Raw genomic sequence first — 26,998 nt, 5'->3', positions numbered from 1 at the left:
CAAAAATTATGGCAACGTATTCAAAAGGCGCCAACGGCGCATTCTCGGGCAAGGTAGGCAGTGTAATCGGCAGCAGCTGGCGCAGTGTAGATTACCTGAGGGGACTCCCTAAAAAAAGCAGTAAAGCCAGTACCGAACCTCAATTGGCGCAGCGCACCAGGTTTGCCCTTGCGGCCCGGTACCTGAGCCCCATCAAGGATATTTTAAATATCGGCTTTAAGGATAAACAACTGAACAAGATTACCGGTTACAATGCCGCGGTAAAAATTTTCTTAAACCAGGCCGTTACAGGCGACTACCCTGATTTTGAGATCGATTTTTCGAAGGTGGTGCTGAGCAAGGGTTCGCTTTCGGTAATGCACGGCCTGAACGGAAGCCTGCAGGGGTCAGATCTGCTGTTGAACTGGCAGAGCATTATAAACCGCTATAATGCCTTTGCGGATGATGTGCTGACGGTTGTGCTGTTTAATGCTACCAAAAACATGTATATGGTGTACGAGGAAGCCCAGCGCGCTGCGCTGACCTACACGGCGGTAATCGGTACAAACTTTAGCGGCGATGTTTTCCACGCCTGGGCCTTTGCGGTAAACCGCGATGCCACTGCGGTTGCAAACAGCCAATACCTGGGTACCTATACCATTCCTTAACTAATATGAACAAGCCCAAACCCAGCCATGCCAGGTTTGGGCTATTAAACTAAAAAGATATGAAAACATTAAAACCGGCTTTAACGGCGCTGTTGCCGAAAAAGCAGATCCTCGAAAAACTGATGCTGGCCGTAATACTGGTGCTGGGCTGGCATACCCTCCCAAAAGTGTTAAGAACCATTGAGCCCACCGCGGCCCTGCTTGATGCAGGCATATGGCAGCTGATCTTGCTGGCCCTGCTCTGTTATGCTGCCCTGTTGCAGCTATCGTGGTGGCTGTTGCAACGCTTTTGGCAAAGCCTCGGCCTGTATAAATTAACAGATATGGTTTCACTATTTAAACAGTTAACCTCATGGCAACAGTTAAGTTTTTTCTGGGCATCGTTTGCCTTGCTCTTGCTGGCAGCGATAGCCTGCCTGGCGGCAATAGTATAAACCTGCGGCAAGACCCCGCGCTTGCCGATAGGAAAAGACTGTTGCAGGTGGCTGAAAAGGAACTGGGCGTGCGCGAACGTTCGGGCAAAAACGATGGCCCGCGGGTTGCCGAATACCTCAGTTATATAAATGTACCGGAGGGCAGTGCCTGGTGTGCAGCTTTTGTGAGCTGGGTTTTTGGCCAGGCCGGTTACCCGGTACCACGCACCGCCTGGAGCCCCGCCTTATTCCCGCTAAGCAAGCGCACCAAAGAGATCATGCCGGCCGTAGTGTTTGGCATTTACTTTAGCCACTTAAAACGCATTGCCCATTGTGGCCTGGTTGAACGGCAGTACGGTGACTGGATAGTTACCATTGAGGGCAATACGAACCCGGCAGGAAACAGGGAAGGAGATGGGGTGTACCGTAAACGCAGGCATTTAAAAGCCGTTAAATACTTTGCCGACTGGGCGAAAAGGAAAGGAGCGGATAATGAAAACTGAATTGATCAAATGCCTGGCGGCCTGTACGCTCTTGCTTTCGGCATGTGCAACACTAAAAAGCAAAAAAATGTTGCATGAACAGGACCTTGAGGTAAAACATGACAGCCGGGAAAGCAGCAGTGAGCAAAGCTGGGCAAAAAGCAATACCCTTTTGCTTGATACCAGTAACAGCGAATATGTGGTGCAAATTACGCCATTGGGGAAATTTTTCTACAGTGCGGAAAAAGGTTTTGAAGGGATGGCCGAGAAGGTGGTGATTAAAGGAAAGGCCAACAACAGGCGCATGCTGCAGGGGCAACAGCAAAAAGGACGTCAGCTTCAGGTCCGGAATGTTAATTCAGGCAGCACCAACTCAAAAACAAAGCTGCAACAGGTTGATAAGAGCTGGAAGCCGCCTCCGGGCCTGATTGGCGCAGGCGCGCTGGTAGTGCTTGGCCTGGTGTACTGGATATGGCGGAAATGGCGGTTGATCTGAACAGTTAAAGTCAGATAATAATTATTGGTTAGTAGCCTGTAGAAGTGTTGCAGGCGTTCGAAGCCTTCCTCCGGTACAATTATCATATTGACCAATATAAAGGCAACCAGTTGAAGACTATTAGCGGTTTTACCAATGGTAGTTATGTTTATAATGAAAACGGAAATCTGATTAGTGATGGTCCTTCCGGAACGACCATTGGGTATAATTATCTAAACCTTCCTGTAACGGTGAGTGGGGGACAGAATATCACTTACACTTACGATGCGTCTGGGAAAAAACTTGCAAAGACAAATGCTGGAGTGGTCACTGCAAATTATCTGGATGGCATCACTTATAAAGCTAACGGAGTAATCGATTTCATCCAAACGGAGGAAGGGATTGCGAGGAATAATAACGGTAGTTTTAGCTATGAATATAATCTTCAGGACCATTTGGATAATGTTCGCACAAGTTTTCATCAAAATCCTGTATCGGGAATTTTGGAACCAATCCAGCGAGACGATTACTATGCGTTTGGACAAAGGAGAGTTGTGAGTGGCGGAACAAACAAGTATCTTTACAGTGGGAAGGAAATACAGGAAGAACTAGGACAATATGATTATGGTGCAAGATTCTATAACCCTGTCATTGGCAGATGGAATATTACTGATCCACTGGCAGATATGTTTCACGCGACTTCGCCGTATACCTTTAGCGCGAATAATCCAATTTTGTTCATTGATAAGTTTGGATTAGATACTGCCAAAGCCAAAAATCTGGGAACTGTTAATATAACCGCGAGTAGTATAGCCCGTAGTTATGAAAGGCTTATGATGTGGACAAATGGATTTGGTAGAATTATAGTTGGCAAAACTTTGGATCACTTTGATGTAGGTAGTAATTCGTCCAATTTTTTTATGGTATTGGCTAATTCAAGTATGCAGAGAGGTAAAACAAATTTGACTGGCGGTCTCTTAGAAAAGTTGAAAAAAGATCCTGGAATGGTTAGGTTTAGGAGAAAGTTGATGGAAAAGATAAAAAATAACCCTGGCTTGAAAAAAGTGCCATTTACTGACCTTGTAGAGTTTGGAGGAAAGTGGGAAGAGGGTAACAAATTAAGTGTAACTACGAACACTTTAACCTGGGCAATTCGTCATTCATGGGTAAAAGCTGATGCGATAATTAAGCCTGACGGAACTATTGTAGTTCAATTCAGCACATCCGACACCTTAGATCTCACACCACAAGAGACCAGATCGGCCAGTTATAATGTCGCCAGCTTCTTAACTGGTACAGTCTACCATGGGCTCGGGGGTGGAAGCATGGATATGAAAGTTGAAGCTAATTGGACAGAAACGATTAAACGATAACAAATGAAACAGTACATTTTTTTACTAATTACCATTTTTTCCATAGCCGGTTGTAGCAGCAATTCGAAAAATGGCAAACAATCGGATGAATTTTATACTGATAAAGGTGGCATGGATTGGGGACGGGTTCCACTCATCAAGCCGTATGAGATAGTCTCGCTTAGGGAAGAAGAATGGGGTGCCAGATCTGTGGATACTACTGATATGCCGTTAAGTATGCCAGGTGTCAGGGCGGTAAATGTTATAGATTCCCTTATTTTGATCTTTGGAAAAAAAACCATTTTGAACGATCAAGAGGTTGAGGCAGCGTGGTTTGTGATCAATGCTAAGAACCACAAAGTGTCGGGGTTTAAAGATCACAAAGATTATCTAAATTACCTGAATTCCATTGGGATTCGTAAAGAACCAAAACTGCTTGATGCCGGCGAAGTTTCTCAATATTTTCTCAAAAATGATACCGTTGATTGGAAAGGGATTTCAATTTCGAGCAAACAATAACTTAGAGATATGTCTCGGGGGGGGCTAACTATATTCCATCCCCCTTGAGAGATTAAGTCTGGTATATTTCTGGAAACTTACCGATGCTTAAGTCTGATGGCATTCAGCGATATTCTAAATTTTTTTTGTCATATGCTTATGTTTCTACATATCACTATCTATATACAATATACTCAGGATTGATCATTGGTTATATCACTTGACGTATTATCAAGATAAAACTTTTCAGGTTCATCCGGTAAGGCTGCCTTCCATAGGTAAACTATTTTCAGACAAATTTTCGCTGATTAAGGAGCCTCAAAATTGATTATTCCATTGGGTTGTGTTTTCTATCACGGGAAGGTTTTATTTGCTAAAAATTTTAGCATAAATTTGTGTTACACAAAGTAAATGGATTTATGATCAGGTCGTTTGAGAAAAGAGCAGAGCAGAAGATTTCGGGATTCCAGTCCCCGGCGGCAGATTATCTGGAAGGACGGCTTGATATTTCAGACAGGTTGGTGATCGATCCGCATTCCACTTTTTATTTTCAGATGCAGGGAGGGGGAATGGAATCCTGTGGGATTTTAGATGGGGATATACTCATTGTTGACCGTTCGCTTACTGCCCGGCATGGTGCAATAGTCATAGCCTTTCCTGCAGGGGCATTTATCTGCAGGCTGTTTCTTTTGGAGCAGGGTGCCGTTTTGCTTAAGGGTGATAACGGGACGCTTGCGGAAACCGAATTGGGCACATTACAGATTTGGGGAGTTGTAACATCTGTTTGCAGGAACATGCTGCCCAAATCATTGAAGGTAGGGAGGTACAGCCGTGTTTGCACTTTGTGATTGCAATAACTTTTATGCCTCTGCCGAAAGGCTTTTTCGACCCGAACTCAATGGTAAGCCTGTTGTGGTGCTGAGTAACAATGATGGCTGCGTGATTGCCAGGAGTGATGAAGCCAAGGCATGCGGAATTAAGATGGGTGATCCAGAGTTCCTTGTAAGAGACCTGATCAAAAAGTTTGGAATCCAGGTTTTCTCCAGCAATTATGTACTCTATGGGGATATGAGTGAACGGGTAATGCATAATTTAGGGAGGTGGTTTCCGAGGCTGGATGTATATAGTATCGATGAGGCTTTTGGATGGCTTGGCGGGGTTAAAGATTTGGAGAATTATGTGCCCAGAATCAGGGAATCGGTTGTGCGCAATACGGGTATTCCGGTTTCGATCGGGGTAGCTCCAACTAAAACACTAGCCAAATTGGCCAATAAAATGTCTAAAAAGACTGGAGGAGTGTTGGTGTTGGATAGTCATGAAAAGATAACGGCAGCAGTTCGGGAGTTTCCGGTACATGAACTTTGGGGCGTTGGAAGACAGCATTACAAAAAGTTTGAGGAACTGGGCATACGTACAGCAGCTGAACTGAGGGATATGCCCGAGATGTGGTTTAAACAAAATATGACCATTATGGGGCAACGGATGTGGAACGAACTTTGGGGCAGGCCCGCTATTCCGCTTGAAGTGGTAAGTGAAGTGAAAAAGGGGATTACCGTTAGCCGTTCTTTTAGGAATTACATAGAGGACCCTGGAATTTTGGCCGAGGCATTAACACTATACGCGAGCCGTTTGGCAGAAAAACTACGCAGGGATAAACTACGTTGCCTTTATTTGCAGATATTTCTTTACACAAACAAGAACAGGGAAGACCATCCCCAGCATTTCCCAAGCCATACCCACAAACTGCTGATTGCAAGTAATAGTACCACCGATCTGGTAAGTATTGCAGTCAGGGTATCAGCAAGGCTTTTCAGGCCAGGGATAAAATACAGGAAGGCTGGTGTAATTGCAACAGGGCTTGTACCAGAAAGTGAACTGCAGCTCAACGCCTTTTATGATCATGACTATGGTAAAAAGGATACGGTATCTGCTGTGCTGGACAAACTCAACCTTGCTTATGGTAGGGGAACCCTGAGGATGGCCACTGAAGGTTATGAGAAAAAATGGCGGTTAAAGCATGAATACCTCTCAAAAGGCTACACCACCAGGTGGGGCGATATTATAAAGGTTGAATAAAAACAATTAACGAAAACGATATGTGCGGAAGAACATTAATAGGTGAAAGTTTGGCAATGGCTGCAAAGGCAGGCCTGCTACTTGGCGGAGATGCACGGGAAAAAGATACCAACCGCCCACCTGGAACAGATATGCCGGTAATACTGGATGCAAGACCTGGTAGATTACATTATGTGAAATGGGGACTGATCCCATCAGGATCAAAAGAAATACCTAAATTTTCTACAACTTATTGCCGTATTGAAACGATGTTTTCTCTGCCCAGCTATAAAAATCTGATTGGGCGTAGACATTGCGTATTTGTGGTTGAGGGGTTTTATGAGTGGGACCGATCGTGCAGTAGCAGGCAGCCCTATTATTTTGAGCGTACCGACGGGGGAATACTTTTACTTGCTGGCTACTGGGACAGTTGGAGAGATCCAAAAACCGGCATCGTAATTCCATCTTGCACGATGATTATGCAATCTGCAAATGACTATGTTGGAAAAATCCATGACCGGATGCCCTGTATTTTATCGCAAAGTGAAAGTGCTGTATGGTTAGACCGTGAGTTACCTGTTAACGAGCGGTTAAAAGTGCTACATCCTATAGATAATTCTTTGTTAAGGGGCTGGCAGGTTGATCCGCGGATTAACAATGCACGTAATAAGGACGAAGACAATAACAGGCCATCAGGGCCAGACCTTACCCTGTTTGATTAAGGGTTAGTATTCAGGTTCTAAATATTACACAACTATTTAAATATACCCAACAAAAAAGCGATCCCCGTTTTCCGGGAATCGCTTTGATCTTTCAGCTTTAGACTTTTAGCTTTGGTCTTTCAGCTTAACTAGTATCCAAAAATCTGTTCTAAGGTTAATTTGGTTACCGGGCCAAATTTGGCTACATCGGCCATGTTGATTTTCTTTTCGGAAGCTACGATACAATAGTTGTATGGTTTGCCCGAAAGGTTGCTCTGGTGGAACGATTTGATATCGGCAAAAGTAAGCGGTTTAAGGTTGGCGTACTCATCAATGCGCGAATCGTGATCGAAACCTAATTTTTTATCGGCCAGGTAGCTGGCAATAATATCATCTTTAGTGATGCGGCTGGTTTCGATGCCGTTTAAAGAGTTGGCTTTCGATAGGGCGAATGATTTATCAGACTCTGGTAAAGTGGTTAACAGATCGTTCATGCCGGCTACTGCCTCGTTCATTTTATCGGCCTGTGTACCTACGTAAGCCACAATGGCATTCTCTTTATCTTTGCTGCTTGGTGATGAATATACCGCAAAGGTAGAGTAAGCCAGCGCTTTAGATTCGCGGATGGTTTGGAATACAATTGAACCCATGCCACCACCAAAATAATTGTTGAACAAAGCAATTTTAGCGGCATTGGCCGGATCGTACAAACCGCTGTTGCGTATCCAGCGGATTTCGGCCTGTACCATATCGTAATCGGCAAAATAAACCTTGTTCGAATCGGTTTTGGTGTAGGCGAATTTTTTGATCGGCGCGGCATCAGTAAACTCTTTGGCCAAAGGATGGGCCTTTACAATATCAGCAGAAAATGCCGTTAGCGTTTTAGGGCCGTAATAGGTAATGGTGTGTTTGTAATTGGTGAGGTTATGCAACAGGTAAATCAGATCAGCCGATTTCATGTTTTTGATCTCATCATTGGTTAAGCCATAATTGAAAGGATTATCGGCACCATATTGTGCATAACTCATTAAACCGCCCAGGATGGAAGATTTATTCAGTTTGGCGTTTTCTCTCGCTTTTAACAAACGGCCTTTTAAATCTTCAAGCGCTTTTTCGTTCGGTTTGCAATGGGCCAGTACATCTTCAACCAAAGCTACTGCTTTATCGAAATTTTCTTGTAAACCGGTAATGGAAACCGTGGTTACATCATTACCTACGTTAAGGCTGTAGCTGCAGGCAATGTTATAAAAGGCCTTGCTGATCTCTTCAGCCGAATATTTATCGGTACTTAGAAAAGATAAGTATTGCGCCGCGTAAGGCAACAATTTATAGTTGTAAGAACCCATATCGAAACGGTAACTCATGCGGAAAATACCATTTTCGGTGTTTTGGATGGCAATTACATCAGCAATACCGGCTTTACCAAAATTAAGGTCTTTGCTATAATCTAAAAACTTAGGGGCAATAGGTTTTACCGGCGCATCAATAATGCTTTTGGTAAATGGCGAAACTTCGTTTGTATTGGTTTTTACCGCTGTAATGGCCGGTTTTTCTACCTTAACGATGCTTTTATCTTCACCTTTGTGTTTTAAAACCACTACATAGTTATTGATGAAAAATTTATTGGCAAAATCTACAATCTCTTTTTTGGTTACTTTGCCCATATCATCAGTTGAGGCGAGCATTTTATCCCACTCGGTGCCGCGGTTTAAGATAAAGGCATTCATGGTGGCGTTGGCGCGTACATCGTTATTATCAAAACCCTGTAATTCGGCAAATTTGATATTGGCTACGGTAGCTTTGATCAGGCTTTCGTCAAACTCGCCTTTTTTAAGCAATTCTACCTGCTCTAATAATAATTTTTGTGCTTCTTCCAAACTTTGTCCGGCTTTTGGCGACCCCGATAAAATGAACATCCCGTAATCTTTCATGGAGTTGTAACCCGCACCTGCACGCAACATTTTTTGTTGTTTGTTGATGTTGATATCCATTAAACCTGCTTTGCCGTTTGATAAGATGCTTCCGATCAGATCTAACAGTAAACTCTGGCGGGTATTTTGTGCAAAACCCCTGTAGGCAATGTACAGGTTTTCGGCACTTGGACCGTAAATATCAACCTTTTGCACCTGTGTTAACGGTTTCTCTGGCGCCGGGTTGTAAAGGGCAAGCGGTTTAGGAACCATGTAGGCAAAATCTTTGTCGATTTTTTTGATCAGCTGATCGTAATTGATATCACCGCTCATAATCAGCGCCATGTTGTTGGGCACATAATATTTGTTGTAATATTTTCTGATTTCGACCAATGAAGGGTTTTTTAAATGCTCAATGGTACCAATGGTGGTTTGTTGTCCGTAGTTATGGGTTGGAAAAAGGGCATACAGCATTTTCTCGTACATTTTACGGCCATCGTTATCCATACCGATGTTTTTTTCTTCGTAAACCGCTTCTAGCTCGGTATGGAAGATACGGAAAACCGGTGCGCGGAAACGCTCTGCCTGTACGGCCAGGAATTTATCAATGGCGTTTGATGGAAGGTCTTCTTCGTAAACGGTTTCTTCTACCGAGGTATGTGCATTGGTAGAGTTACTGCCGATGGATTTCATCATTTTATCGTACTCATTGGCGATAGAATAATTGGAAGCCTCGCCCGAGGTTTTATCGATTTCTTTATAAATTTCTTTACGTTTGGCCGGATCGGTGGTTTTGGTATAGGTTTCGTAAAGGGCTTCGATTTTATCTAAAAGCGGTTTCTCTTTGGCATAATTTAAGGTGCCAAACTTATCGGTGCCTTTAAACAACAGGTGCTCCAGGTAGTGGGCCAGGCCGGTATTGGTACGCGGATCGGTATTACTGCCCGCCCTTACTGCCATTTTATAGGTAATATTGGGCTCTTTGTTGTTTTGTGATAAGATAACCGTTAAACCGTTTTTTAAGGTGTAAAAACGGGTTTTGGTCGGATCGTTGGTCACATATTTGTAACTGTAACCGCCAGAGGTTCCTGTTTTCCATTGGTAGGTGGTTTGCGCCATGGCCGCTGCACCCGTAATGAGAAAACAAGCCAAAGTAAATAATTTAAATTTCATTGATTTGTTTTTGGTTTATGACAATGAATAAGTATTTGAGGCTTTACGGCCGGGGTTAAATACAGCATTCATTTTTAATAAGTTATTTGCTCAAATATAAAGGCTTTATTGCAGGGAAAGAAATAATTTTGATTTCTAAACTAAAAAGTCAGTAATAAATGATTTTGGCATATCGATGCTGGTTTATTGTGCCTTGAAATTATAATCTGTATTTTTACCGGCATGACAAAACACGGCACAAAACCAACTATTTTAGTGGTAAATGACGACGGGATTACCGCTACAGGAATAAAAAACCTGATGGAAGTAATGCAGGAACTGGGCAATGTGGTGGTGGTGGCGCCCGATAGCCCGCAGAGCGGAATGGGGCATGCCATTACCATAGGCAAACCGATCCGTTTTGATAAGGTTGACCTTTACGGTGGGGTAGAGATGTACAAATGCAGCGGCACCCCGGTTGATTGTGTTAAACTTGCCGTAAACAAGATTTTTAAGGGTAAAAAACCCGATTTATGTGTTTCGGGCATTAACCACGGTTTAAATAATTCCATTAATGTACTGTACTCGGGCACGATGTCTGCAGCGGTAGAGGGGGCGATAGAAAAAATTCCTTCCATTGGTTTTTCGCTCGATGATTTTGCAGCCGATGCCGATTTTAGCCATACCAAAAAATACATTAAAAATATTTGTGAGCAGGTTTTGGCCAACGGTTTGCCGGCAGGTACCCTTTTAAATGTGAATTTTCCGAAGGGTGAACACTTAAAGGGGGTAAAGGTTTGCCGCCAGGCCAATGCCAAATGGATGGAAGAGTTTGATGAGCGGACAGACCCTTACAAACGCCCCTACTATTGGCTGACCGGTGTTTTCGAAAATTTTGATAAAGGAGAAGATACCGATGTTTGGGCATTGGAGCATGGTTATGTTTCGGTTGTGCCGGTGCAGTTTGATTTAACGGCACACCATGCCATACAGGCCTTAAACAGTTGGGACTTTATAGGGGGCCGTGATGCGAAAGCTGCTGGCAGCAAGGTGAGTGCACCCGATGGCCTAAATTTAGGTTAACTGCCATAATGGAGCGCTTAAGAAAATTAAATAATTCAGTGTGGATTGGCCTGGGCATTGGTTTACTGGTACCGGCCATGTGCTGTGCTATTGCCTGGTATGTTATCCACCATGTAGCATCATTGGCCAAAGCCGATCTGTTGTATATTGGTGGTATTGCGGTAAACGCTTATACCATGCAAACATTTTTTAAATACAATAAAGAAAACATTGGCAGGGGCATATTGGCGGCCACTTTTTTGTGCGCTTTTGTGTTTTTTGCGTATAAAGTTTTTTAGATAGAAATGGCCGTCATTGCGAACTGAAGAAGAGAATTGCGGGCTGGGTGAAGCAATCTTTCTAAGAAAAGGTAGATCGGGAAATAAATAATAGCATAAAAGATTGCTTCCCCGAAAGGTCGGGACAGGCTGTAGTGCCTCCTCGCAATGACGATTTAAAAAAAATAAACATGAAATACTACCTCGTAGCCGGCGAAGCCTCAGGCGATTTACATGGCGCCAATTTAATGAAAGCCTTAAAAGCGGAGGATGGCGAAGCGGTGTTCAGGTATTTTGGCGGCGATAAAATGGAAGCTGAAGGGGGAGAACTGGTTAAACATTATGCCGATATGGCTTTTATGGGTTTTACCGAGGTTGTGTTAAATCTGCGTACCATTTTTAAAAACCTGAAGGCGTGTAAGGAGGATATCATGAGATGGAAACCTGAGGTATTGATTTTGATCGATTTTCCGGGTTTTAACTTAAAAATAGCCGAATTTGCAAAAGCCAATGGCATAAAAGTATGTTATTATATCTCGCCCAAGGTTTGGGCCTGGAACCAGAAACGGGTACTGAAAATTAAAAAGGTTGTTGACCATATGTTCTGTATCCTGCCTTTTGAAGTGGATTTTTACCAGGAATGGGGCATGAAGGTAGATTATGTAGGCAACCCCTTATTAGATGAAATTGCGCAGTTTACACCAGATCGGGATTTTCGCAACGGGCACCAGCTTGGAGATGAAAAAATTATAGCCCTGTTGCCTGGCAGCAGGAGGCAGGAAATAGAGCGTTTATTGCCGGTAATGCTAAGCCTTACCGCACATTACCCGGATTATATATTTGCCATTGCTGCTGCCCCAAACTTTACCGAAGCCTATTACCGGCAGTTTACCGGAGATGAAAAAGTAAAACTGCTTTTTAACCAAACCTATAACCTATTGCACCATGCGCATGCTGCAATTGTTGCCTCGGGTACGGCAACGCTGGAAACCGCTTTATTTAAAGTGCCGCAGGTAGTGGTTTATAAAGGCGGTACCATTTCAATCGCCATTGCACGGCTATTGGTTAAAATTAAGTTCATCTCATTGGTGAACCTGATCGTAAACAAAAAAATCGTTACCGAACTGATCCAGGAAGATTGCAACACACAAAAAGTAAAAGCCGAACTTGATTTGATTATAGCAGGAGCAGAACGGGAGGCGATGTTAAAACATTATGACGAACTGCTTTTACTGATGGGGAAACCGGGTGCTTCGGCAAAAACGGCCGGATTGATTACCGGTTATCTGAAATAAGGAATGTTGACCAAATTGGCGCGGAACTTAAGGGAAAAGCCGGCCGCGGCGATACCGGGTTACCTGCCCTAAGAAATTATTCAGGCAACTGGATAGTTTATTTTTTTTAGCGTATATAATAGATAGAACCTGGATTATTAATAAACGTTTCTGAGACGATTAATACAAAAAATGTTAAATTGCGCCTTTATAAATGGCAAAAACTTAAAAGCTGCATTTTTTATTTAGCTTTGAATTAATTAACTTACAGAAATTCCAACCAAATGAAATCGCTTTCTATCAAAGATATAGCCGTAAAAGCAAACGTATCCATTACCACCGTTTCCTTCATCATCAATGGTAAAGCCAAAGAGAAGTCGATCAGCGAAGCGGTAATTGAGAAGGTAAAGAAAATTATTGAAGAAAGCGGTTACAAACCCAACCAGATTGCCAGGAGTTTAAGAACGGGCAATTCTAACATCATTGGCCTGATTATCGAAGATATTTCCAATTCCTTTTTTTCGAGGATTGCGAGGTTAATTGAGGATAAAGCCTATAAAAGAGGTTATAAAATTATTTATTCCAGTACAGAAAACAATGTTGATAAAGCAAAGGAACTGATCAACCTGTTCAAATCGCGAAAAGTTGATGCCTACATCATCTCCCCGATAAAAGGGATAGAAGAAGATGTTCAGATGCTGCTGGATGACGGTAACCCGGTAATCTTTTTCGACAGAAATTTGCCCGATGTTGACACCAGTTATGTGGGTGCCGATCATTTTAACGCCTCTTACCAATCCATACAGAGTTTTATTGATCAGGGCAAAAAGAACATTGCTTTGGTAACCACGGATATCAATGTAGCGCAGATTACAGAACGCCACGATGGTTACAAAAAAGCACTGGAAGATAACGGAATTGCTTATGACGATGACCTGGTATTAAAAATCCATTTTAACCAGGAAGAAAACGAAACCATCGTACAGATTAAATCATTATTGGAGAGCAAAAAGGTGGATGCCGTATTGTTTGTAACCAATTATCTGGCCATTAGTGGCTTAAAAGCGCTTAAGCAGATTGATAAAAAAATAGGCGATGATTTTGCCGTAATTGCCTACGATGACCATGAAGCTTTTGAACTGCATACTCCCCGCATATCAGCCATCCAGCAACCTTTGGAAGAAATAGCTGAAGCCATTATTAAACTGATTTTAAACCGCCTTTCATCGAAAGGCAAACTGCCTGCTGAAGAACTGATTATCCCCACCCGCCTGGTACTAAGGGATTAATTGAAAAATGCTTCTCGGTTAAGGTGTAATATTTTTTTTACATACTAAATCGTTTTATTTTAATTAATAATCCCTATTATTGGTGTGCTAAATCGTTTTAGGCTAACCAATTAAATTTTTCATGAAAATTACAGCAGCTCCTTACAAAATTTTAACCGGCTTTACCGAAGCTAGAAAGTAGAATGGCTTGTTTCATTCGTTTATGTCGTCACCAAATCCAACACCTTAAATCATATTACATCCTAAAATGTCCGGCAATTTGTTTCGCGCGGTCATTTTAACCCAGATAAACCAATACCAGGAAAAAAAATAACTAATCTTTTATAATAATTTAACAAAACCGTTGATGAAAATTAATTTACTTAAAATTACGGGGCTGTCGGCTGCAATTGTATTGCTGAATAGTCCTGCATTTTCAATGAACACAAAATCGGGAGTCGAAGGAGGGCGATCGGGCGAGCGCCGGCTGGCAAAGCATGTTTCGGTAAGGAAAGTTGTTTCCGGAACAATTGTCGATGAAAACAATCAGCCAGTACCGGGCGTGGGTATTAAAAATATCACATCAGGTAAGGGTGCTGTAACTGATGGTAACGGAAAATTTAATATAGAGGCGAATGAAGGCGATGTGCTAAGGATCAGTTATGTAGGTTATATCACTCAAAACATCACAGTAGCAAACCAAACCTCACTAAATATTAAACTAGCAATATCATCTGACACGAAGCTAGATGATGTAGTCGTGGTGGGATATGGTACACTTAAAGAAAAAGAAATAACCTCAGCAATTGCGAAAGTGGATACCACACAATTCAGGCAGAGCGGATCTCGTAATCCGCTTGACTTACTGGTTGGTAAAGTAGCTGGTCTGCAAATTTCTAGAAATAGTAGTAACCCAAATAGTGGTGTTGGTATCCAACTACGTGGTGTAACTACTATTACTGGTACCTCAAGTCCTTTAATTATTATCGATGGAATCCCCGGTGGTAATCTGGATTTGCTTCAACAGGATGATATTGAATCTTTCAGTGTATTAAAAGATGGTTCTGGCGCTGCTATCTATGGTACAAGAGCAAATGCTGGTGTAATCATCGTTACAACAAAAAAGGGTAAAAAAGGACCTTCTGTATTCAATTACAATGCTTATGTAAGACATGAAAGTTTAGTAAAAAGACCGGACTTTATGACTGCCGAGCAATGGAGAGCTCGGATTGCCAGTGGTGAATATAAGGCTTCAGATAAAGGGGGCGATTTTGATTATTTTCAAGATCTGATTAATAAAAACAACTTATCAAACAATCACAATCTCGCTGTGTCAGGTGGGGGCGAGAATTCGAATTACCGGGCAAGTGTTAACTACCGTGAACTGCAAGGCTTTGCCAAAGAAAACAGTAGAAAAGAATATGGTGCCCGTTTAAGTTTAACCCAAAGAGGATTTCAAAATAAACTAAGTGCGCAGTTTAATTTAGCGACCAATTTTAATAAAGCCAATTTATTAGGTGGTGGCGGATGGGAAAATGTATTGACTAAAAATCCAACAGAATCTTACTATAATCCTGACGGCACTTATCAATTTACCAGAACTATTACGAATGAGCTAGCTAGATTAGAGCAGGAGCGTTATGGGGTTCAGCAACAGACTACTTCGGCAGATGGTAAACTGGAATTGGAGATAATTAAAGATCTTAAAGCATCTGTTTTTGGCGCTGTACAACGCGACTCCAGGATATGGAGCGAATATCGTGATAGAGCAAGTCAAAACTCGGTAGAAAATAACGATGCTCCTAACGGAGGTTATGCATCACGGGTAACAGAACTTAATCAAAATTTTAACATAGAGCCGACTTTAGAGTATACAAAGTTATTTGGCAAGCATAAGATATCGGCAATTGGTGGTTATAGCTATCGTTACGAAGTGAATGAGGGCTTCAATGCAAATAACCGTGGTTATGTGAACGATCTTTTTGAAGATAATAACTTAGGAAGTGTGCCAATTAAGGTGAATACAGTTGGATTGGGTAGCTTTAAAAACGACAACACACTTATTGCACTTTTCGGAAGAATTAATTATGCCCTTGGCGACAAGTATTTTGCTCAGGCAATTATCAGAAGGGAAGGATCATCCAGATTTGGTGCGAATAATAAATGGGCAACTTTCCCCGCAATTTCTGGTGGTTGGAATATCACCCAAGAAGACTTTATGAAGAATGTAAAGTTTGTAAATAACTTGAAGCTTAGAGTTGGTTACGGAGAAACTGGCAACTCAGGGTTTGCCAATTATGCATCATTGGTAACTCTTGGTCCAGGTGGAATATATTTGTTCCCGACAGGAGAATATCAGCAAACATATGGGCCAAGCAGAAACCCTAATCCAAATTTGAGATGGGAACGTAAAAGAGAAACCAACATCGGGATTGATTTTACCGTGTTGAATAACAAGCTTACTGGATCCATCGACCTATATAAGCGGGTAACAAAGGATCTTTTGGATACCTATACGTCTCCCCAACCTCCTTTTATTCAATCATCAATTTACACTAATGTTGGAACAGTGTCTGCAAAAGGTATCGAGTTGACGCTAAGCTATTCTGCAATTAAAAAACGTGATTTTACGTGGAGAATTGATTTTGCCGGAAGTACAACAGATAATAAGTTAGATAGTTATTCCAATGATGAGTATAGAAGAGATATGAAAGAGTTTGGTTCTATAGGAGGTTTTGGAGCTTTAGGTAATGCATTCAGAACTTACGAAGGACGTAACATTGGCGAGTTCTGGGGCAAGCGGTTTGCTGGATTTACGCCAGACGGTAAATGGCAATTCTATACCAAAGACGGTGCGGTTGTTTCTAACCAAAACATTAATACTTCGCCATTCAGAGATCAGACTGATTTAGCTGTAATTGGTAATGCAATCCCCAAATACTATCTATCATTAACAAATAGCTTTACCTATAAAAATTTCGATTTAAGGGTTTTCCTAAGAAGTAAACTAGATTTTGATGTGTTAAATACTACTGCAATTTCTTATGGAAATAAAAATGGAGCGACCACCAATCTTTTAAATAGTGCGTTCACAAAGTATGCTGAAATAAAGGATACTTATATGTATGCCGATTACTATCTGGAAAAAGGTGATTTCTTGAAAATTGACGAAATTACCCTGGGTTATACTTTCAAATTGAACTCTAAGTCTTTCAGAAATTTAAGAATATATGCAACCGGACAGAACCTGGTAACATTCACCTCTTATACTGGAAATGATCCAGATTATATTCAAGACGTAGGAATGGGGCAGGAGATAAACGGAAGAAGCTTGGGTATTGATACAAGAAGCCCGTATCCGGCGACCAGACAATTCCTATTCGGCGTGAACTTTGGATTTTAATATTGAACAAGATGAAAAATTATAAAAAAATTATTTTGGCATCCGTTTTAATAACTTCTGTTTTCTTAATAAATGGATGTACAAAATTGGATGAAACAGTGTATAGTGAATTGGTTAGTGATAACTTCTATAATAATAAAAATGAGGTACTTTCAGCCGTTTTAAGACCATATACCCACGCCAATGCTTGGGTTACTCCTTCTGGTCAGGATGGCTGGTGGCGCCCTGCCGAATTATCGGCAGATCAGCTTGCATGGCCCACGAAAGGACGCCATGGAGAAGACGATGGTAAATGGAAACGATTACATTACCACAACTGGTTAAGTGGTGACGTGCCTTTAAATAATGCCTGGTCACTTATGTATTGGGGGATGGGCCTATGTAATGATCCAATAGGAAATCTTGAAAAACGTAGTCTGGTACAGATGGGCATTACTCAAGCAGAGAAAGATGCATATATCGCAGAACTAAAGTTGTTTAGGGCTTTTCACTACCTTAAGCTGATGGATCTTTTTGGTAACATTCCCGTGGTTACACAAGTGGGGATACCTGCAAAACCTACCACCTTACCACGTGCACAAGTTTTTGCCTTTATCGAAAAGGAAATTAAAGAAAATATTGATAAAGCACCAAAATTATCAAGGAACATGATCGGTAGGATGAGCCAAGCTGGTGGTTATGCCATGTTAGTTGAACTTTATCTTAATGCCGAGATTTGGACAGGCACAGCTAGATGGGATGATTGTATCGCAGCGGCAAATAAATTAATTTCAGGTGATGGTGGTGCCCAAAATGGTACAATGCAGCTAGACCCGAATATTGTTGATCAGTTTAAACCAAGTAACGATTTATCTAAGGAGGTAATCTTTTCAATTGCTTATGAATTCCAAAAAGCTTCTTTTCAACCTTCCTGGACAAGTGAGTTTTATCATTTCCAGCAAGATCAAATCTATGGCGGCTCTCGGAATGGAAATGATGGTGTCGTAGTAGTTCCCGGAGTATTTACTAATTATGAAGATGCCGATCTAAGAAAAAGAGGTTGGTTATTGGAAGGCCCAATGTTTAGATTTGATAATGGTCAACCAGCGCTTGCCAGAGGCGGAAACGAATATGATGGTCAACAGATCGTTTTTGTAGATAACATCCGTAAAAATAAAATCGGATCTACCGTATCTAATATGAGCGAAGGTGAAGAAAACAGTGGCGTTCGTTTTAACAAATATAAATTAGGTAATCAGGTTGCTGGCGTTGTAAATGGAGTGACAGTACCTATCGATCCAAATTACAATAACACAGATTGGAATATTTACCGTTTGACATGGATATACTTTGCCAAGGCTGAAGCGATTATGCGTAAAAATGGTGGGGTAGCTACTGCTGAAGCTGTACAATTAATTAATGATTGTAAAAAGAGAGCATTTAAAGACGCAGATTGGGCAACTAGGGCTTACACACCAGCAACATTAACCCTAGATGAACTTTTATCTGAAAGAGGAAGGGAATTTATTTTTGAAGGTTTTAGAAGAAATGACCTAATCAGGTTTGGTAAATTCACTACAGCTAGCTGGTGGGATCATACCCCTTCTGCAACATTCAGAAATCTGTTTCCAATTCCTCAGGTTCAGCGTACGCTTAATGAAAACCTGGCACAAAACCCAGGTTACAATTAATAAATAATTTAGGTTAAAAAAAGCCGCATCATAAATCAAACTATGATGCGGCTTTGTATTTTATGAAAAAATGATGAGATAGTTTCTCATCCGAAAAATATGTAACCTATATGTTACATATTTAAACAGTAAAAGCTGTTTGTTTTTTTATTAATATTGGATTGCTAAATCGTTTTACGTTAAATCGATACCAAACAAACATCATCCCGTTAAACCAGCGATCATTTAATGGTTTTTCTTTCCCTGAAATTTGGAATTAATAGATGAGGTTTAGTAAAACGATTTATATGTGGAAGTGACCAAATATTAGTTATGAAAAAGTTCTCCTTTAGTTAAACCTCGTTATTTTTTAATTGCAGAAGTCAAGAATATCGGGCTTGCTTTTTCATTAATCTGATATCACGCTTATATCAATCTCCCGGTCAGGTTATAATGATCAATGCGACTGGTGAAAGACAAGTGAGATAGAGGTTAATTGGCCAGACAAAGAAAACCAAACACACAAATGAAATTTAAATTAATCATATCCATTTTATGCTGCCTCGCTACCAAAGGTTTATTGGCGCAGCAGAAAAACTGGGTTCAATATGTAAACACCCTGCAGGGTACCAATTCTAAACACGAACTTACCCGGGGCAACACCTACCCAACAACGGCACTGCCGTTTGGCATGCACACCTGGACACCCCAAACCGGTAAAAATGGCGATGGCTGGAAGTACCAATACTTTAAAGATAAAATAAGGGGCTTTCAGCAGGCGCACCAGTGCAGCTCATGGACAAGGGACTATGCGGTATTCTCTCTAATGCCCATGGTTGATGAACTGGAGGTAAACGAAGATAAGCGCGAAGCTAAATTTAGTCACCAGGATGAGGTTGCAAAGCCAAACTATTACAAGGTAAGATTTGAAAACGATATCACCACCGAAATTTCACCATCGGAGCGGGGTGCACACCTTAGGTTCAGTTACCCAAAAAGCAAAAGAAGCTTTTTGATTTTAGATGGTTATACCAGACTCAGCGGCGTTCAGATTTTGCCAAAAGAAAACAAGATAACCGGTTGGGTAAACAATGGTGAAGGCTTTAAAAAAGGCTGGAAAAGTTATTTTGTCATTCAGTTTGATCAGCCAGTTAAAGCTTATGGTACCTGGGAAAATAAACGGAATACCATTTCAAAAGATTCTGTTTCTGCAGAAGGCTTTGGTAAGGGCGCTTTTGTAGAGTTTGAACGGGGTGTAAAAGTTCAGGTAAAAACAGCTTCTTCTTACATTAGTTTAAAACAGGCAGAACTCAATTTAAAAAGAGAACTGGGGAATGATAAAACGCTGGAAGATACAAAAGCCCGTGCAGCGGCAGTTTGGAATAAATCGCTGGGTAAGATAGAAGTAGAAGGGGGATCTAAAGCAGACATGGAAACTTTTTATTCTTGCTTTTTCAGGGCAAGTTTGTTTTCCAGGAAATTTTATGAAGTTAACGAAGCCGGCAAACCTTATTATTTTAGTCCTTACGATGGTAAAGTGCATGACGGTTACATGTTTACCGATACGGGTTTTTGGGATACTTTCCGCGCCCAGTTTCCGCTAAATACCTTGGTACAACCAGAAATGCACGGCCGTTATATGCAAGCCATGCTCGATGCCTACACGCAATGCGGTTGGCTGCCCTCCTGGTCTTTTCCAAGTGAAGCCGGGAGTATGATCGGTAATCATGCCATTTCGCTGTTTGCCGATGCCTGGGCAAAAGGGATCAGGACATTTGATCCTAAAAAGGCTTTGGCAGCCTATTACCATGAAGCCATGAACAAGGGGCCATGGGGTCCGGCTAATGGCAGAGATGGGGTAACCGAGTATAACCAATTGGGATATGTTCCTTATCCAAAATACAGAGAAGCTACCGCAAAAACACTGGAGTATGCCTACGATGATTATTGTGCCTATGCCTTAGCCAAAATGACCGGCGATAAACATTACATGGAGGTTTTTGAGAAACCCATGTTTAACTATAAAAATGTTTACGATCCCTCTACACGTTTTATGCGGGGAAAAAATGCGGAGGGCAAATGGTCGCCGGATTTTGATCCAACCGAATGGGGAGGCCCGTTTACAGAAGGCAATGCCTGGCATTGGCAATGGTCGGTTTTTCAGGATACCAAAGGTTTAATCAACCTGATGGGTGGAAATAATCACTTTGTTTCGAAGCTGGATTCTGTTTTCAGCCAGCCCAATACGGTAAATGTAGGCTCTTATGGTGGGATGATCCACGAAATGACTGAAATGGTAATGGCCAACATGGGACAATATGCACATGGCAATCAACCCATACAGCATATGGTTTATTTATACAACTATGCCAATCAACCCTGGAAAGCACAATTTCATGCCCGTGAGGTGATGCGTAAACTTTATGATGCTACAGAAAACGGTTATCCGGGAGATGAAGACCAGGGGCAAACCTCTTCATGGTACGTATTAAGCGCTTTAGGCTTTTATAGTGTAACCCCTGGATCTGGTGAATATGTTTTAGGCAGCCCGGTATTCAAAAAAACAACTATTCACCTGGAAAATGGTAAAAAATTTATCATTGAAGCGCCGGCAAACGATGTTAATCGTGTTTATATAAAATCTGCAAGCTTAAATGGCGAAAATTATACCAAAAACTTTTTAAATCACAGCGATTTATTAAAAGGTGGCCTGCTAAAATTGGAAATGAATGTTAAACCTTCGTTAAATAGGGGGATATTGGAAGAAGATAAGCCATTTTCAATTAGTAAATAGATAATGAATGACTACTTTTGCCGAATTAGTTAAATTGATAAAGAAGAGAATAGAAATATATATAGAATGGAAAAGCCTGTTGCATTAGGTGTAGATATTGGCGGCTCGCATATTACAGCCGCATTGGTAGATTTGGAAACTAGAACCTTAATGGAAAATTCTATCAAGCGTAGCCCTGTGAATTCACAGGAGAATAAGGAAGTGATTTTGTCGGCATGGTGCGATATTATCAATAAAGCTTTCCAGGAAATAAAAAATGGCAGCAGGAATGTAGGCATAGCCATGCCCGGACCCTTTAATTATAAAGAGGGAATCTCCTTGATCAAAGACCAGGATAAGTTTAAATCGCTTTATCAGGTTAATGTGAAAGAAGAACTTGCGAAAAGATTGGACATTGCCTTGGAAAATATCCATTTTATAAACGATGCGGCCGGTTTTTTACAGGGAGAGGTTTTTGCGGGGGCTGCCAAAGGAAATGTGAACGTATTGGGCCTGACCCTGGGAACCGGGCTCGGATCTTCACTTTGTTTAAATGATAAGGCCTATGATGCAGACTTGTGGAATTCTCCTTTTTTGGATGGAATTGCTGAAGACTACTTATCTACGCGCTGGTTCGTAAAACGTTTTAAGCAATTGAGCGGTGAAGAGGTAGAGGGTGTTAAGGAACTGGTGGGAATGGTAGAAAGCAATCATTTTGCAACGATGGTATTTATGGAATTTGGCTATAACCTGGCCCAGTTCCTGATCCCTGTGATCAGGAAGTACAAAATAAATACCGTAATTGTTGGGGGGAACATTGCACAGTCTTTTAGTGCATTTGCGCCCGAATTGACGGCAACGCTCAAGGGAAATGGTGTAGATGCTGAAATCAAAATTTCAGAACTAAAAGAGCATGCGGCATTAATTGGTGCTGCAAGCTGCTGCGATTTAAGCTTAACCTGATATTTTTTGGATGGTTACACGGTCCCATGCTTATTTTAGACTACAGGATTAGATTTTAATGCTAATTCTGTAGTTAAATTCAATTTTCCTTTATTCCTGTTTTAAAGAAAACGATATCTTAAAAAAGATATTTGTTTATTACGGTAATTTCCAATTGTTTCAGCGAAATAACCGTTCCCAATAAGTTTCCGAAAAAAATAAATAATTTTTTAATTTATTAAGAATATGCTTATTATTGTTTAATAAAACGTTTTAGTCTTGAATTGTTTAAGCATTTTAGTAAGGGCCAGGAAAAAACAAAGTGTTAATCTGTCAGATTGGGGCTTTTTTTTTATGTTCAAATACTAAAACGTTTTAGTTTAGCCGAAATAACTATTTATTCATTAAAAATAAGGAGGAGCTTAAATGAGATAAATTTTACATGCTGATACGTCAAATTCTACCGCTTAACCAACCAATCAACCAACCAAACCATTACTCATCATGACCAAAAAACTCATTAAACCAGCTTATGGCTATAGGCAATATTAGTTTTTATTCGTAACAGAAAGAGGCTGATGCTTAAAGCAACCTGAATCGTGTGGCCAAAATATGCCGTTTATAATTAATACCGGTCAATTTATACGGGTATGTGGCACGGGTAAAAAGGTTGCTGAACAGCTGATCATTTGCTTTTTTTAAAACCGATTAATTTCTGATCAATCAAATAGATATAGCACATTTTAATAAACAACAAACTATAATCAAACTATTATGAATCTTTTAAAAATGACCAGGAAAGCTGTTGGGCTCTGCTTTGCCCTAGCTTTAATTCTTGGATGTGGTAAAGAAGAATACCCGGCAGTGGATCTTTTTACCTGGAAAGCAAAGGTAGATGTAACCGCAAAGGCGGTACTTTCAGTTAATGTCGAAAATTCGGGCGGTGCTTCAGGCGCTGAAGGATCTTTAAAAGTGGTTGATAATGATATCAATTCAAAATTTCTGATCAACCCTTATCAATCAAGCCTTTACCTGCAGTTAGCTTTCCCTTCAGCTCAACAGGTAGCATCTTACACTTTAACTTCGGGCAATGATGCGCCCGACCGGGATCCGAAAAACTGGAAATTAAGCGGTTCTACAGATGGAAATACCTGGGTAGACCTGGATACCCGGACTGGCGAGACTTTTTCGGGCCGTAACACGACTAAAACATACAATTTTAAAAACAAAGTGCTGTATAAATTATACAGGCTAAGTGTTACGGCGAATAACGGCGGTTCTTTATTCCAGTTATCCGAGTGGCGTGTAATTGAAGTGCCTGAAGAGCAACAGTAATTTGCCGGCCTTTGAAATAAGACATACCAATATCTTCTACCGGCTAAGCGGTAGAATAGAGAATCCATTTCAACTGATCAATAGACCAAATAACAGTAATCTGTTTACAACAAACTAATTTTATGATGAAGAAAAATACAAATTTAACTGGGGCCAGGCTCAGGCTTAAACATTGTGCTTTTAAAGCTATCGCTTTTGCATTGGCCTTAAGCACTGGTTTTTGTGCAAAGGCCAGCGCTTCGGCCATTAATATAAACAGTTCGGCTGCGGTGAATCAAACCAAGGCTGATATCGTAATCCGCGGTATCATTAAAGATGAAACCGGTGCGCCATTGCCAGGTGCAGGGGTTAAAGTTAAAGGAAGTTCCACAAGCGCTGCGGCAGACGTAAATGGAGCATTTACCATTACCGTTCCTGATCAGAATGCTGTTTTGATCATTACATATGTTGGTTACGATTCGAAAGAGATCACCGTGGGTACACAAACCGTATTGGATATCCGTTTAAAGGAAACTGTTGGCGCCAATTTACAGGAGGTAGCCATTGTGGGTTTCGGTACGCAGAAAAAGGAAAGTTTGGTTGGTGCACAATCATCAGTAAAAGCTGACGAATTAAAGCAACCGGTTTCCAGTATGAGCCAGTTATTGGCGGGCCGTATCCCCGGAGTGGTTAACGTTTCCCGGAATGGTGAACCAGGTGCAACCGGATCGGATATTTTTATCCGAGGTATATCCTCACTTAACTCTGGAGACAGGGGACCGCTTATTATTATTGATGGTGTACCTAACCGTAACCTAAACGATATCAGTGTATATGATGTGGAGAATTTTACTGTACTTAAAGATGCTGCAGCAACAGCGGTATATGGTATCCGTGGTGCAAACGGCGTAATTCTTATCAACACCAAACAAGGTAAAATCGGTACGCCAAGAATTAACGTTGAGTACTATGAAGGGGTGAGCCGTTTCACAAAAAGGCCAAAATTGATTGACGGTGTAGATTACATGAACTTAGCCAATGAGGCGAAGTATTCTGATTATTTACGCGGTGGTGCAGCAGGTGCATTTACACCGGCATATTCTATAGATGCCATCCAAAAAACAGCTGCAGGTACCGATCCGATCCTTTATCCAAACGTAAATTGGTTTGACGCCATTTATAACGATTTTGGCCATAACAGATCGGGAACAGCCAACCTATCGGGTGGTGTTAGTAATGCTAAATATTACGTCTCATTAGGTTATTATGGTGAAGATGGTTTGTTTAAAACAGACGAAGCGGTAAATTCTGCTGTTAAACAAAGCTTTAGTCGCTACAATGTGAGCACAAACTTAAATTGGGATGTTACGGGTACCACCAAACTGGATTTGGGTATTAAAGGCATTCTGTCGCAGAGCAATTTTCCGAGTAATCTCGGCGCCCAGGATATCTTCAGTCAGGCTTTTTTGATCAATCCAACTTCATTCCCGGTACTTTATCCAAATGGAAGTTTACCTGGTATCAGTCCACAGGCCGATCAACGTAATCCTTATGGCGATGTGACCAGAAATGGATATAGAACAGGATACAGCAACCAATTATATTCAAATTTACGTTTGACACAGGATTTAAAAGAACTGACCCCGGGTTTGTCGGTTACTTCTATGTTCTCGTTTGATGTGAACAACAACAACGCGATAGCGAGAACCAAAAGGGAAACCATTTACAGGATCAATCCTAACGATCCTTATATCGTGGCAAATAACCCTGCGTCGGGTTACAAATACGGATTGGTTCTCCAGGGACAAGATTTCCTAAATTATGGGATCAGCAATGGCGGTGACAAAAAAATGTATTTCGAGGCGGCCATCAATTATAACCGTACCTTTGGTAAACATGCTGTTTCGGGTTTATTATTATATAACCAAAACGATAACAGTACGCCATTTGCCGGAAACCTAACGTTATCTCTTCCTTATCGTTTACAAGGGGTTGCCAGTCGCGCCACTTATGCTTACGACAATAAATATTTCTTTGAGTTTAATGTGGGCTACAATGGTTCTGAAAACTTTGCACCTGATAAACGTTATGGTTTCTTCCCTGCATTGGGTATTGGATGGTTGTTATCAAGCGAGAAATTTTTCGAGCCACTTAAAAATACTTTTCAGATGGTTAAATTCCGCTATTCTGATGGTATTGTGGGTAGTGGGGCCAGTGGCTCGGGCTATGCTGGTGCCGAAGGCGACCGTTTTTATTACTTAACAAAAGTAGGTGGCGCAAGTGGTTATACTTTTGGCCAGACCGGAAATATTGGGTATAATGGTTTAGGCGTAACTGCCTATGGAGTAGACGTAACCTGGGCCGAAACGCGCAAACAGGATTTAGGCTTCGAGTTAAAAACGTTCAATAACAACCTATCGTTAATTGTCGATTTCTTTAAAGAAAGAAGAACAGACCAATTTATCCAGAGGGGAACTGTACCAAACTACATCGGTTTGGCCAATACGCCAATTGGTAACCTGGGTATTGTAGAAAATAAAGGAATTGATGGTACTATACAGTACGATGCGCAGTTTGGTAAAGATTGGTCACTTAATCTGAGGGCAAACTTCACTTTCAATAAAGACAAGGTAATCGAAAATGATCAGGCACCAAAACCATACCCATGGATGGAGCAACGCGGTTACAATGTTTTAGCTGCGACACGTGTAGGTTACATTGCAGAAAAATTATTTGATAGCCAGGCAGAAATCAATGCGAGCCCGACCCAGTTTGGTACTTTGATGCCGGGTGATATCAAGTATAAAGATTTAAACGGTGATGGTAAAATCGATTCTTTTGACCAGACCATTATTGGCAGGGGAGATGTTCCAAGTACCACTTATGGTTTTGGTTTCTCTTTAACCTACAAAAACTTCGACTTCGGTTTATTCTTCCAGGGACAGGATAACGCAGACATTCTGTTAAACATTCCATCCTTTGCCTATTCTGGTGGTTTAGGTAATATGTTGGCTGTAGCTGCCGATCGCTGGACCACAACCAACCCACGTCAGGACGCCGTTTATCCACGTTTATCTTATGGCGGTACCAACAACAATAACTATCAATCGAGTACCTGGTGGAAACGTGATATCAGTTTCTTGAGGCTAAAAAATGCAGATTTAGGTTACACATTAAAAAATGGAATCAAATCCCTTGGCGTTAAACGTTTAAGGGTATATGCTACAGGTTACAATGTGTTTACCATCAGCAAATTCAAGCTTTGGGATCCTGAATTATTAACCAACAACGGTACAAGGTATCCGTTAACCTCTAACTATTCTTTAGGTTTAACCGCTAATTTTTAAAAT

At 41.2% G+C, this 26,998-nt stretch carries 20 protein-coding genes; 19 read left to right on the top strand and 1 reads right to left on the bottom strand.

Annotation, left to right across the window (positions count from 1 at the left end):
* Positions 1 to 8 precede the first annotated feature (8 nt).
* The 9 genes from DV942_RS08580 to DV942_RS08540 all read left to right on the top strand — a co-directional run bounded on the left by DV942_RS08580 (position 9) and on the right by DV942_RS08540 (position 6,644).
* Entirely contained in the window at positions 9 to 647 is a 639-nt protein-coding gene (locus DV942_RS08580) for a DUF6266 family protein (RefSeq protein ID WP_145856834.1), read from the top strand.
* 59 nt (positions 648 to 706) lie between these two features.
* Positions 707 to 1,081 (top strand): hypothetical protein, encoded by a 375-nt coding sequence (locus tag DV942_RS08575; RefSeq protein WP_134204630.1) that lies wholly within the window; start codon positions 707 to 709, stop codon positions 1,079 to 1,081.
* Entirely contained in the window at positions 1,000 to 1,563 is a 564-nt protein-coding gene (locus DV942_RS08570; RefSeq protein WP_244950860.1) for a C40 family peptidase, read from the top strand. The genes DV942_RS08575 and DV942_RS08570 overlap by 82 nt, the downstream gene beginning before the upstream one ends.
* Positions 1,553 to 2,038: a hypothetical protein gene (locus tag DV942_RS08565; RefSeq protein WP_145856830.1), complete on the top strand. Its 486-nt coding sequence runs from the start codon at positions 1,553 to 1,555 to the stop codon at positions 2,036 to 2,038. The genes DV942_RS08570 and DV942_RS08565 overlap by 11 nt, the downstream gene beginning before the upstream one ends.
* A 110-nt stretch (positions 2,039 to 2,148) precedes the next feature.
* On the top strand, positions 2,149 to 3,390 hold the full coding sequence (locus tag DV942_RS08560; RefSeq protein WP_186462456.1) for an RHS repeat domain-containing protein: 1,242 nt from the start codon (positions 2,149 to 2,151) through the stop codon (positions 3,388 to 3,390).
* A gap of 3 nt (positions 3,391 to 3,393) precedes the next feature.
* Positions 3,394 to 3,888 (top strand): hypothetical protein, encoded by a 495-nt coding sequence (locus DV942_RS08555; RefSeq protein ID WP_145856826.1) that lies wholly within the window; start codon positions 3,394 to 3,396, stop codon positions 3,886 to 3,888.
* Positions 3,889 to 4,262: 374 nt separating this feature from the next.
* A complete protein-coding gene (locus DV942_RS08550; protein ID WP_145856824.1) occupies positions 4,263 to 4,715 on the top strand; it encodes a LexA family protein in 453 nt (150 codons plus the stop codon).
* Entirely contained in the window at positions 4,699 to 5,943 is a 1,245-nt protein-coding gene (locus DV942_RS08545; protein ID WP_145856822.1) for a Y-family DNA polymerase, read from the top strand. Before DV942_RS08550 ends, DV942_RS08545 begins: the two co-directional genes overlap by 17 nt.
* Before the next feature lie 20 nt (positions 5,944 to 5,963).
* On the top strand, positions 5,964 to 6,644 hold the full coding sequence (locus tag DV942_RS08540) for an SOS response-associated peptidase (protein WP_145856821.1): 681 nt from the start codon (positions 5,964 to 5,966) through the stop codon (positions 6,642 to 6,644).
* A gap of 128 nt (positions 6,645 to 6,772) precedes the next feature.
* Here the strand turns inward: DV942_RS08540 and DV942_RS08535 are convergent, their stop codons facing one another.
* On the bottom strand, positions 6,773 to 9,706 hold the full coding sequence (locus tag DV942_RS08535; protein WP_145856819.1) for a M16 family metallopeptidase: 2,934 nt from the start codon (positions 9,704 to 9,706) through the stop codon (positions 6,773 to 6,775).
* Between the two features lie 222 nt (positions 9,707 to 9,928).
* Between DV942_RS08535 and surE the strand changes: the two genes are divergently transcribed.
* The 10 genes from surE (at position 9,929) to DV942_RS08485 (ending at position 26,995) form a co-directional block, all read left to right on the top strand.
* Complete coding sequence (surE, locus tag DV942_RS08530) at positions 9,929 to 10,768, top strand: 5'/3'-nucleotidase SurE (protein ID WP_134204133.1); 840 nt, start codon at positions 9,929 to 9,931, stop codon at positions 10,766 to 10,768.
* Positions 10,769 to 10,776: 8 nt separating this feature from the next.
* Positions 10,777 to 11,046, top strand: coding sequence for a stationary phase survival protein SurE (locus tag DV942_RS08525; protein WP_244950859.1), 270 nt, complete (start codon positions 10,777 to 10,779; stop codon positions 11,044 to 11,046).
* Positions 11,047 to 11,216: 170 nt separating this feature from the next.
* On the top strand, positions 11,217 to 12,320 hold the full coding sequence (lpxB, locus tag DV942_RS08520; RefSeq protein ID WP_145856815.1) for a lipid-A-disaccharide synthase: 1,104 nt from the start codon (positions 11,217 to 11,219) through the stop codon (positions 12,318 to 12,320).
* Between the two features lie 263 nt (positions 12,321 to 12,583).
* Complete coding sequence (locus DV942_RS08515) at positions 12,584 to 13,588, top strand: LacI family DNA-binding transcriptional regulator (protein WP_134204130.1); 1,005 nt, start codon at positions 12,584 to 12,586, stop codon at positions 13,586 to 13,588.
* A 346-nt stretch (positions 13,589 to 13,934) separates the two neighbouring features.
* A complete protein-coding gene (locus DV942_RS08510) occupies positions 13,935 to 16,970 on the top strand; it encodes a SusC/RagA family TonB-linked outer membrane protein (protein ID WP_134204129.1) in 3,036 nt (1,011 codons plus the stop codon).
* Positions 16,971 to 16,981: 11 nt separating this feature from the next.
* Complete coding sequence (locus DV942_RS08505) at positions 16,982 to 18,640, top strand: RagB/SusD family nutrient uptake outer membrane protein (RefSeq protein WP_134204128.1); 1,659 nt, start codon at positions 16,982 to 16,984, stop codon at positions 18,638 to 18,640.
* A 505-nt stretch (positions 18,641 to 19,145) separates the two neighbouring features.
* On the top strand, positions 19,146 to 21,413 hold the full coding sequence (locus tag DV942_RS08500) for a GH92 family glycosyl hydrolase (RefSeq protein WP_145856813.1): 2,268 nt from the start codon (positions 19,146 to 19,148) through the stop codon (positions 21,411 to 21,413).
* A 66-nt stretch (positions 21,414 to 21,479) separates the two neighbouring features.
* Positions 21,480 to 22,355 (top strand): ROK family protein, encoded by an 876-nt coding sequence (locus DV942_RS08495; protein ID WP_134204126.1) that lies wholly within the window; start codon positions 21,480 to 21,482, stop codon positions 22,353 to 22,355.
* A gap of 753 nt (positions 22,356 to 23,108) precedes the next feature.
* The gene (locus tag DV942_RS08490; RefSeq protein ID WP_090981473.1) at positions 23,109 to 23,669 is read left to right on the top strand and encodes a discoidin domain-containing protein; all 561 of its coding nucleotides are present in this window, start codon (positions 23,109 to 23,111) and stop codon (positions 23,667 to 23,669) included.
* Between the two features lie 122 nt (positions 23,670 to 23,791).
* The gene (locus DV942_RS08485; protein ID WP_244950858.1) at positions 23,792 to 26,995 is read left to right on the top strand and encodes a SusC/RagA family TonB-linked outer membrane protein; all 3,204 of its coding nucleotides are present in this window, start codon (positions 23,792 to 23,794) and stop codon (positions 26,993 to 26,995) included.
* The last annotated feature ends 3 nt before the right edge of the window (positions 26,996 to 26,998 follow it).

It is taken from the genome of Pedobacter suwonensis (assembly GCF_007833675.1).
GTDB lineage: Bacteria > Bacteroidota > Bacteroidia > Sphingobacteriales > Sphingobacteriaceae > Pedobacter > Pedobacter suwonensis.
Note: the sequence above shows the minus strand (reverse complement) of the source record. Positions and strands in the feature narration are given on the sequence as shown.

Bases quoted from the DNA above. Each gene is read 5' to 3' on its own strand.
- DV942_RS08485 (WP_244950858.1), top strand. From the start codon at position 23,792: ATGATGAAGAAAAATACAAATTTAACTGGGGCCAGGCTCAGGCTTAAA.
- lpxB (WP_145856815.1), top strand. From the start codon at position 11,217: ATGAAATACTACCTCGTAGCCGGCGAAGCCTCAGGCGATTTACATGGC.
- DV942_RS08555 (WP_145856826.1), top strand. From the start codon at position 3,394: ATGAAACAGTACATTTTTTTACTAATTACCATTTTTTCCATAGCCGGT.
- DV942_RS08500 (WP_145856813.1), top strand. From the start codon at position 19,146: ATGAAATTTAAATTAATCATATCCATTTTATGCTGCCTCGCTACCAAA.
- DV942_RS08580 (WP_145856834.1), top strand. From the start codon at position 9: ATGGCAACGTATTCAAAAGGCGCCAACGGCGCATTCTCGGGCAAGGTA.
- DV942_RS08490 (WP_090981473.1), top strand. From the start codon at position 23,109: ATGAATCTTTTAAAAATGACCAGGAAAGCTGTTGGGCTCTGCTTTGCC.
- DV942_RS08575 (WP_134204630.1), top strand. From the start codon at position 707: ATGAAAACATTAAAACCGGCTTTAACGGCGCTGTTGCCGAAAAAGCAG.
- DV942_RS08525 (WP_244950859.1), top strand. From the start codon at position 10,777: ATGGAGCGCTTAAGAAAATTAAATAATTCAGTGTGGATTGGCCTGGGC.
- DV942_RS08570 (WP_244950860.1), top strand. From the start codon at position 1,000: ATGGCAACAGTTAAGTTTTTTCTGGGCATCGTTTGCCTTGCTCTTGCT.
- DV942_RS08510 (WP_134204129.1), top strand. From the start codon at position 13,935: ATGAAAATTAATTTACTTAAAATTACGGGGCTGTCGGCTGCAATTGTA.
- DV942_RS08515 (WP_134204130.1), top strand. From the start codon at position 12,584: ATGAAATCGCTTTCTATCAAAGATATAGCCGTAAAAGCAAACGTATCC.
- DV942_RS08540 (WP_145856821.1), top strand. From the start codon at position 5,964: ATGTGCGGAAGAACATTAATAGGTGAAAGTTTGGCAATGGCTGCAAAG.
- DV942_RS08535 (WP_145856819.1), bottom strand. From the start codon at position 9,706: ATGAAATTTAAATTATTTACTTTGGCTTGTTTTCTCATTACGGGTGCA.
- DV942_RS08495 (WP_134204126.1), top strand. From the start codon at position 21,480: ATGGAAAAGCCTGTTGCATTAGGTGTAGATATTGGCGGCTCGCATATT.
- DV942_RS08565 (WP_145856830.1), top strand. From the start codon at position 1,553: ATGAAAACTGAATTGATCAAATGCCTGGCGGCCTGTACGCTCTTGCTT.
- surE (WP_134204133.1), top strand. From the start codon at position 9,929: ATGACAAAACACGGCACAAAACCAACTATTTTAGTGGTAAATGACGAC.
- DV942_RS08505 (WP_134204128.1), top strand. From the start codon at position 16,982: ATGAAAAATTATAAAAAAATTATTTTGGCATCCGTTTTAATAACTTCT.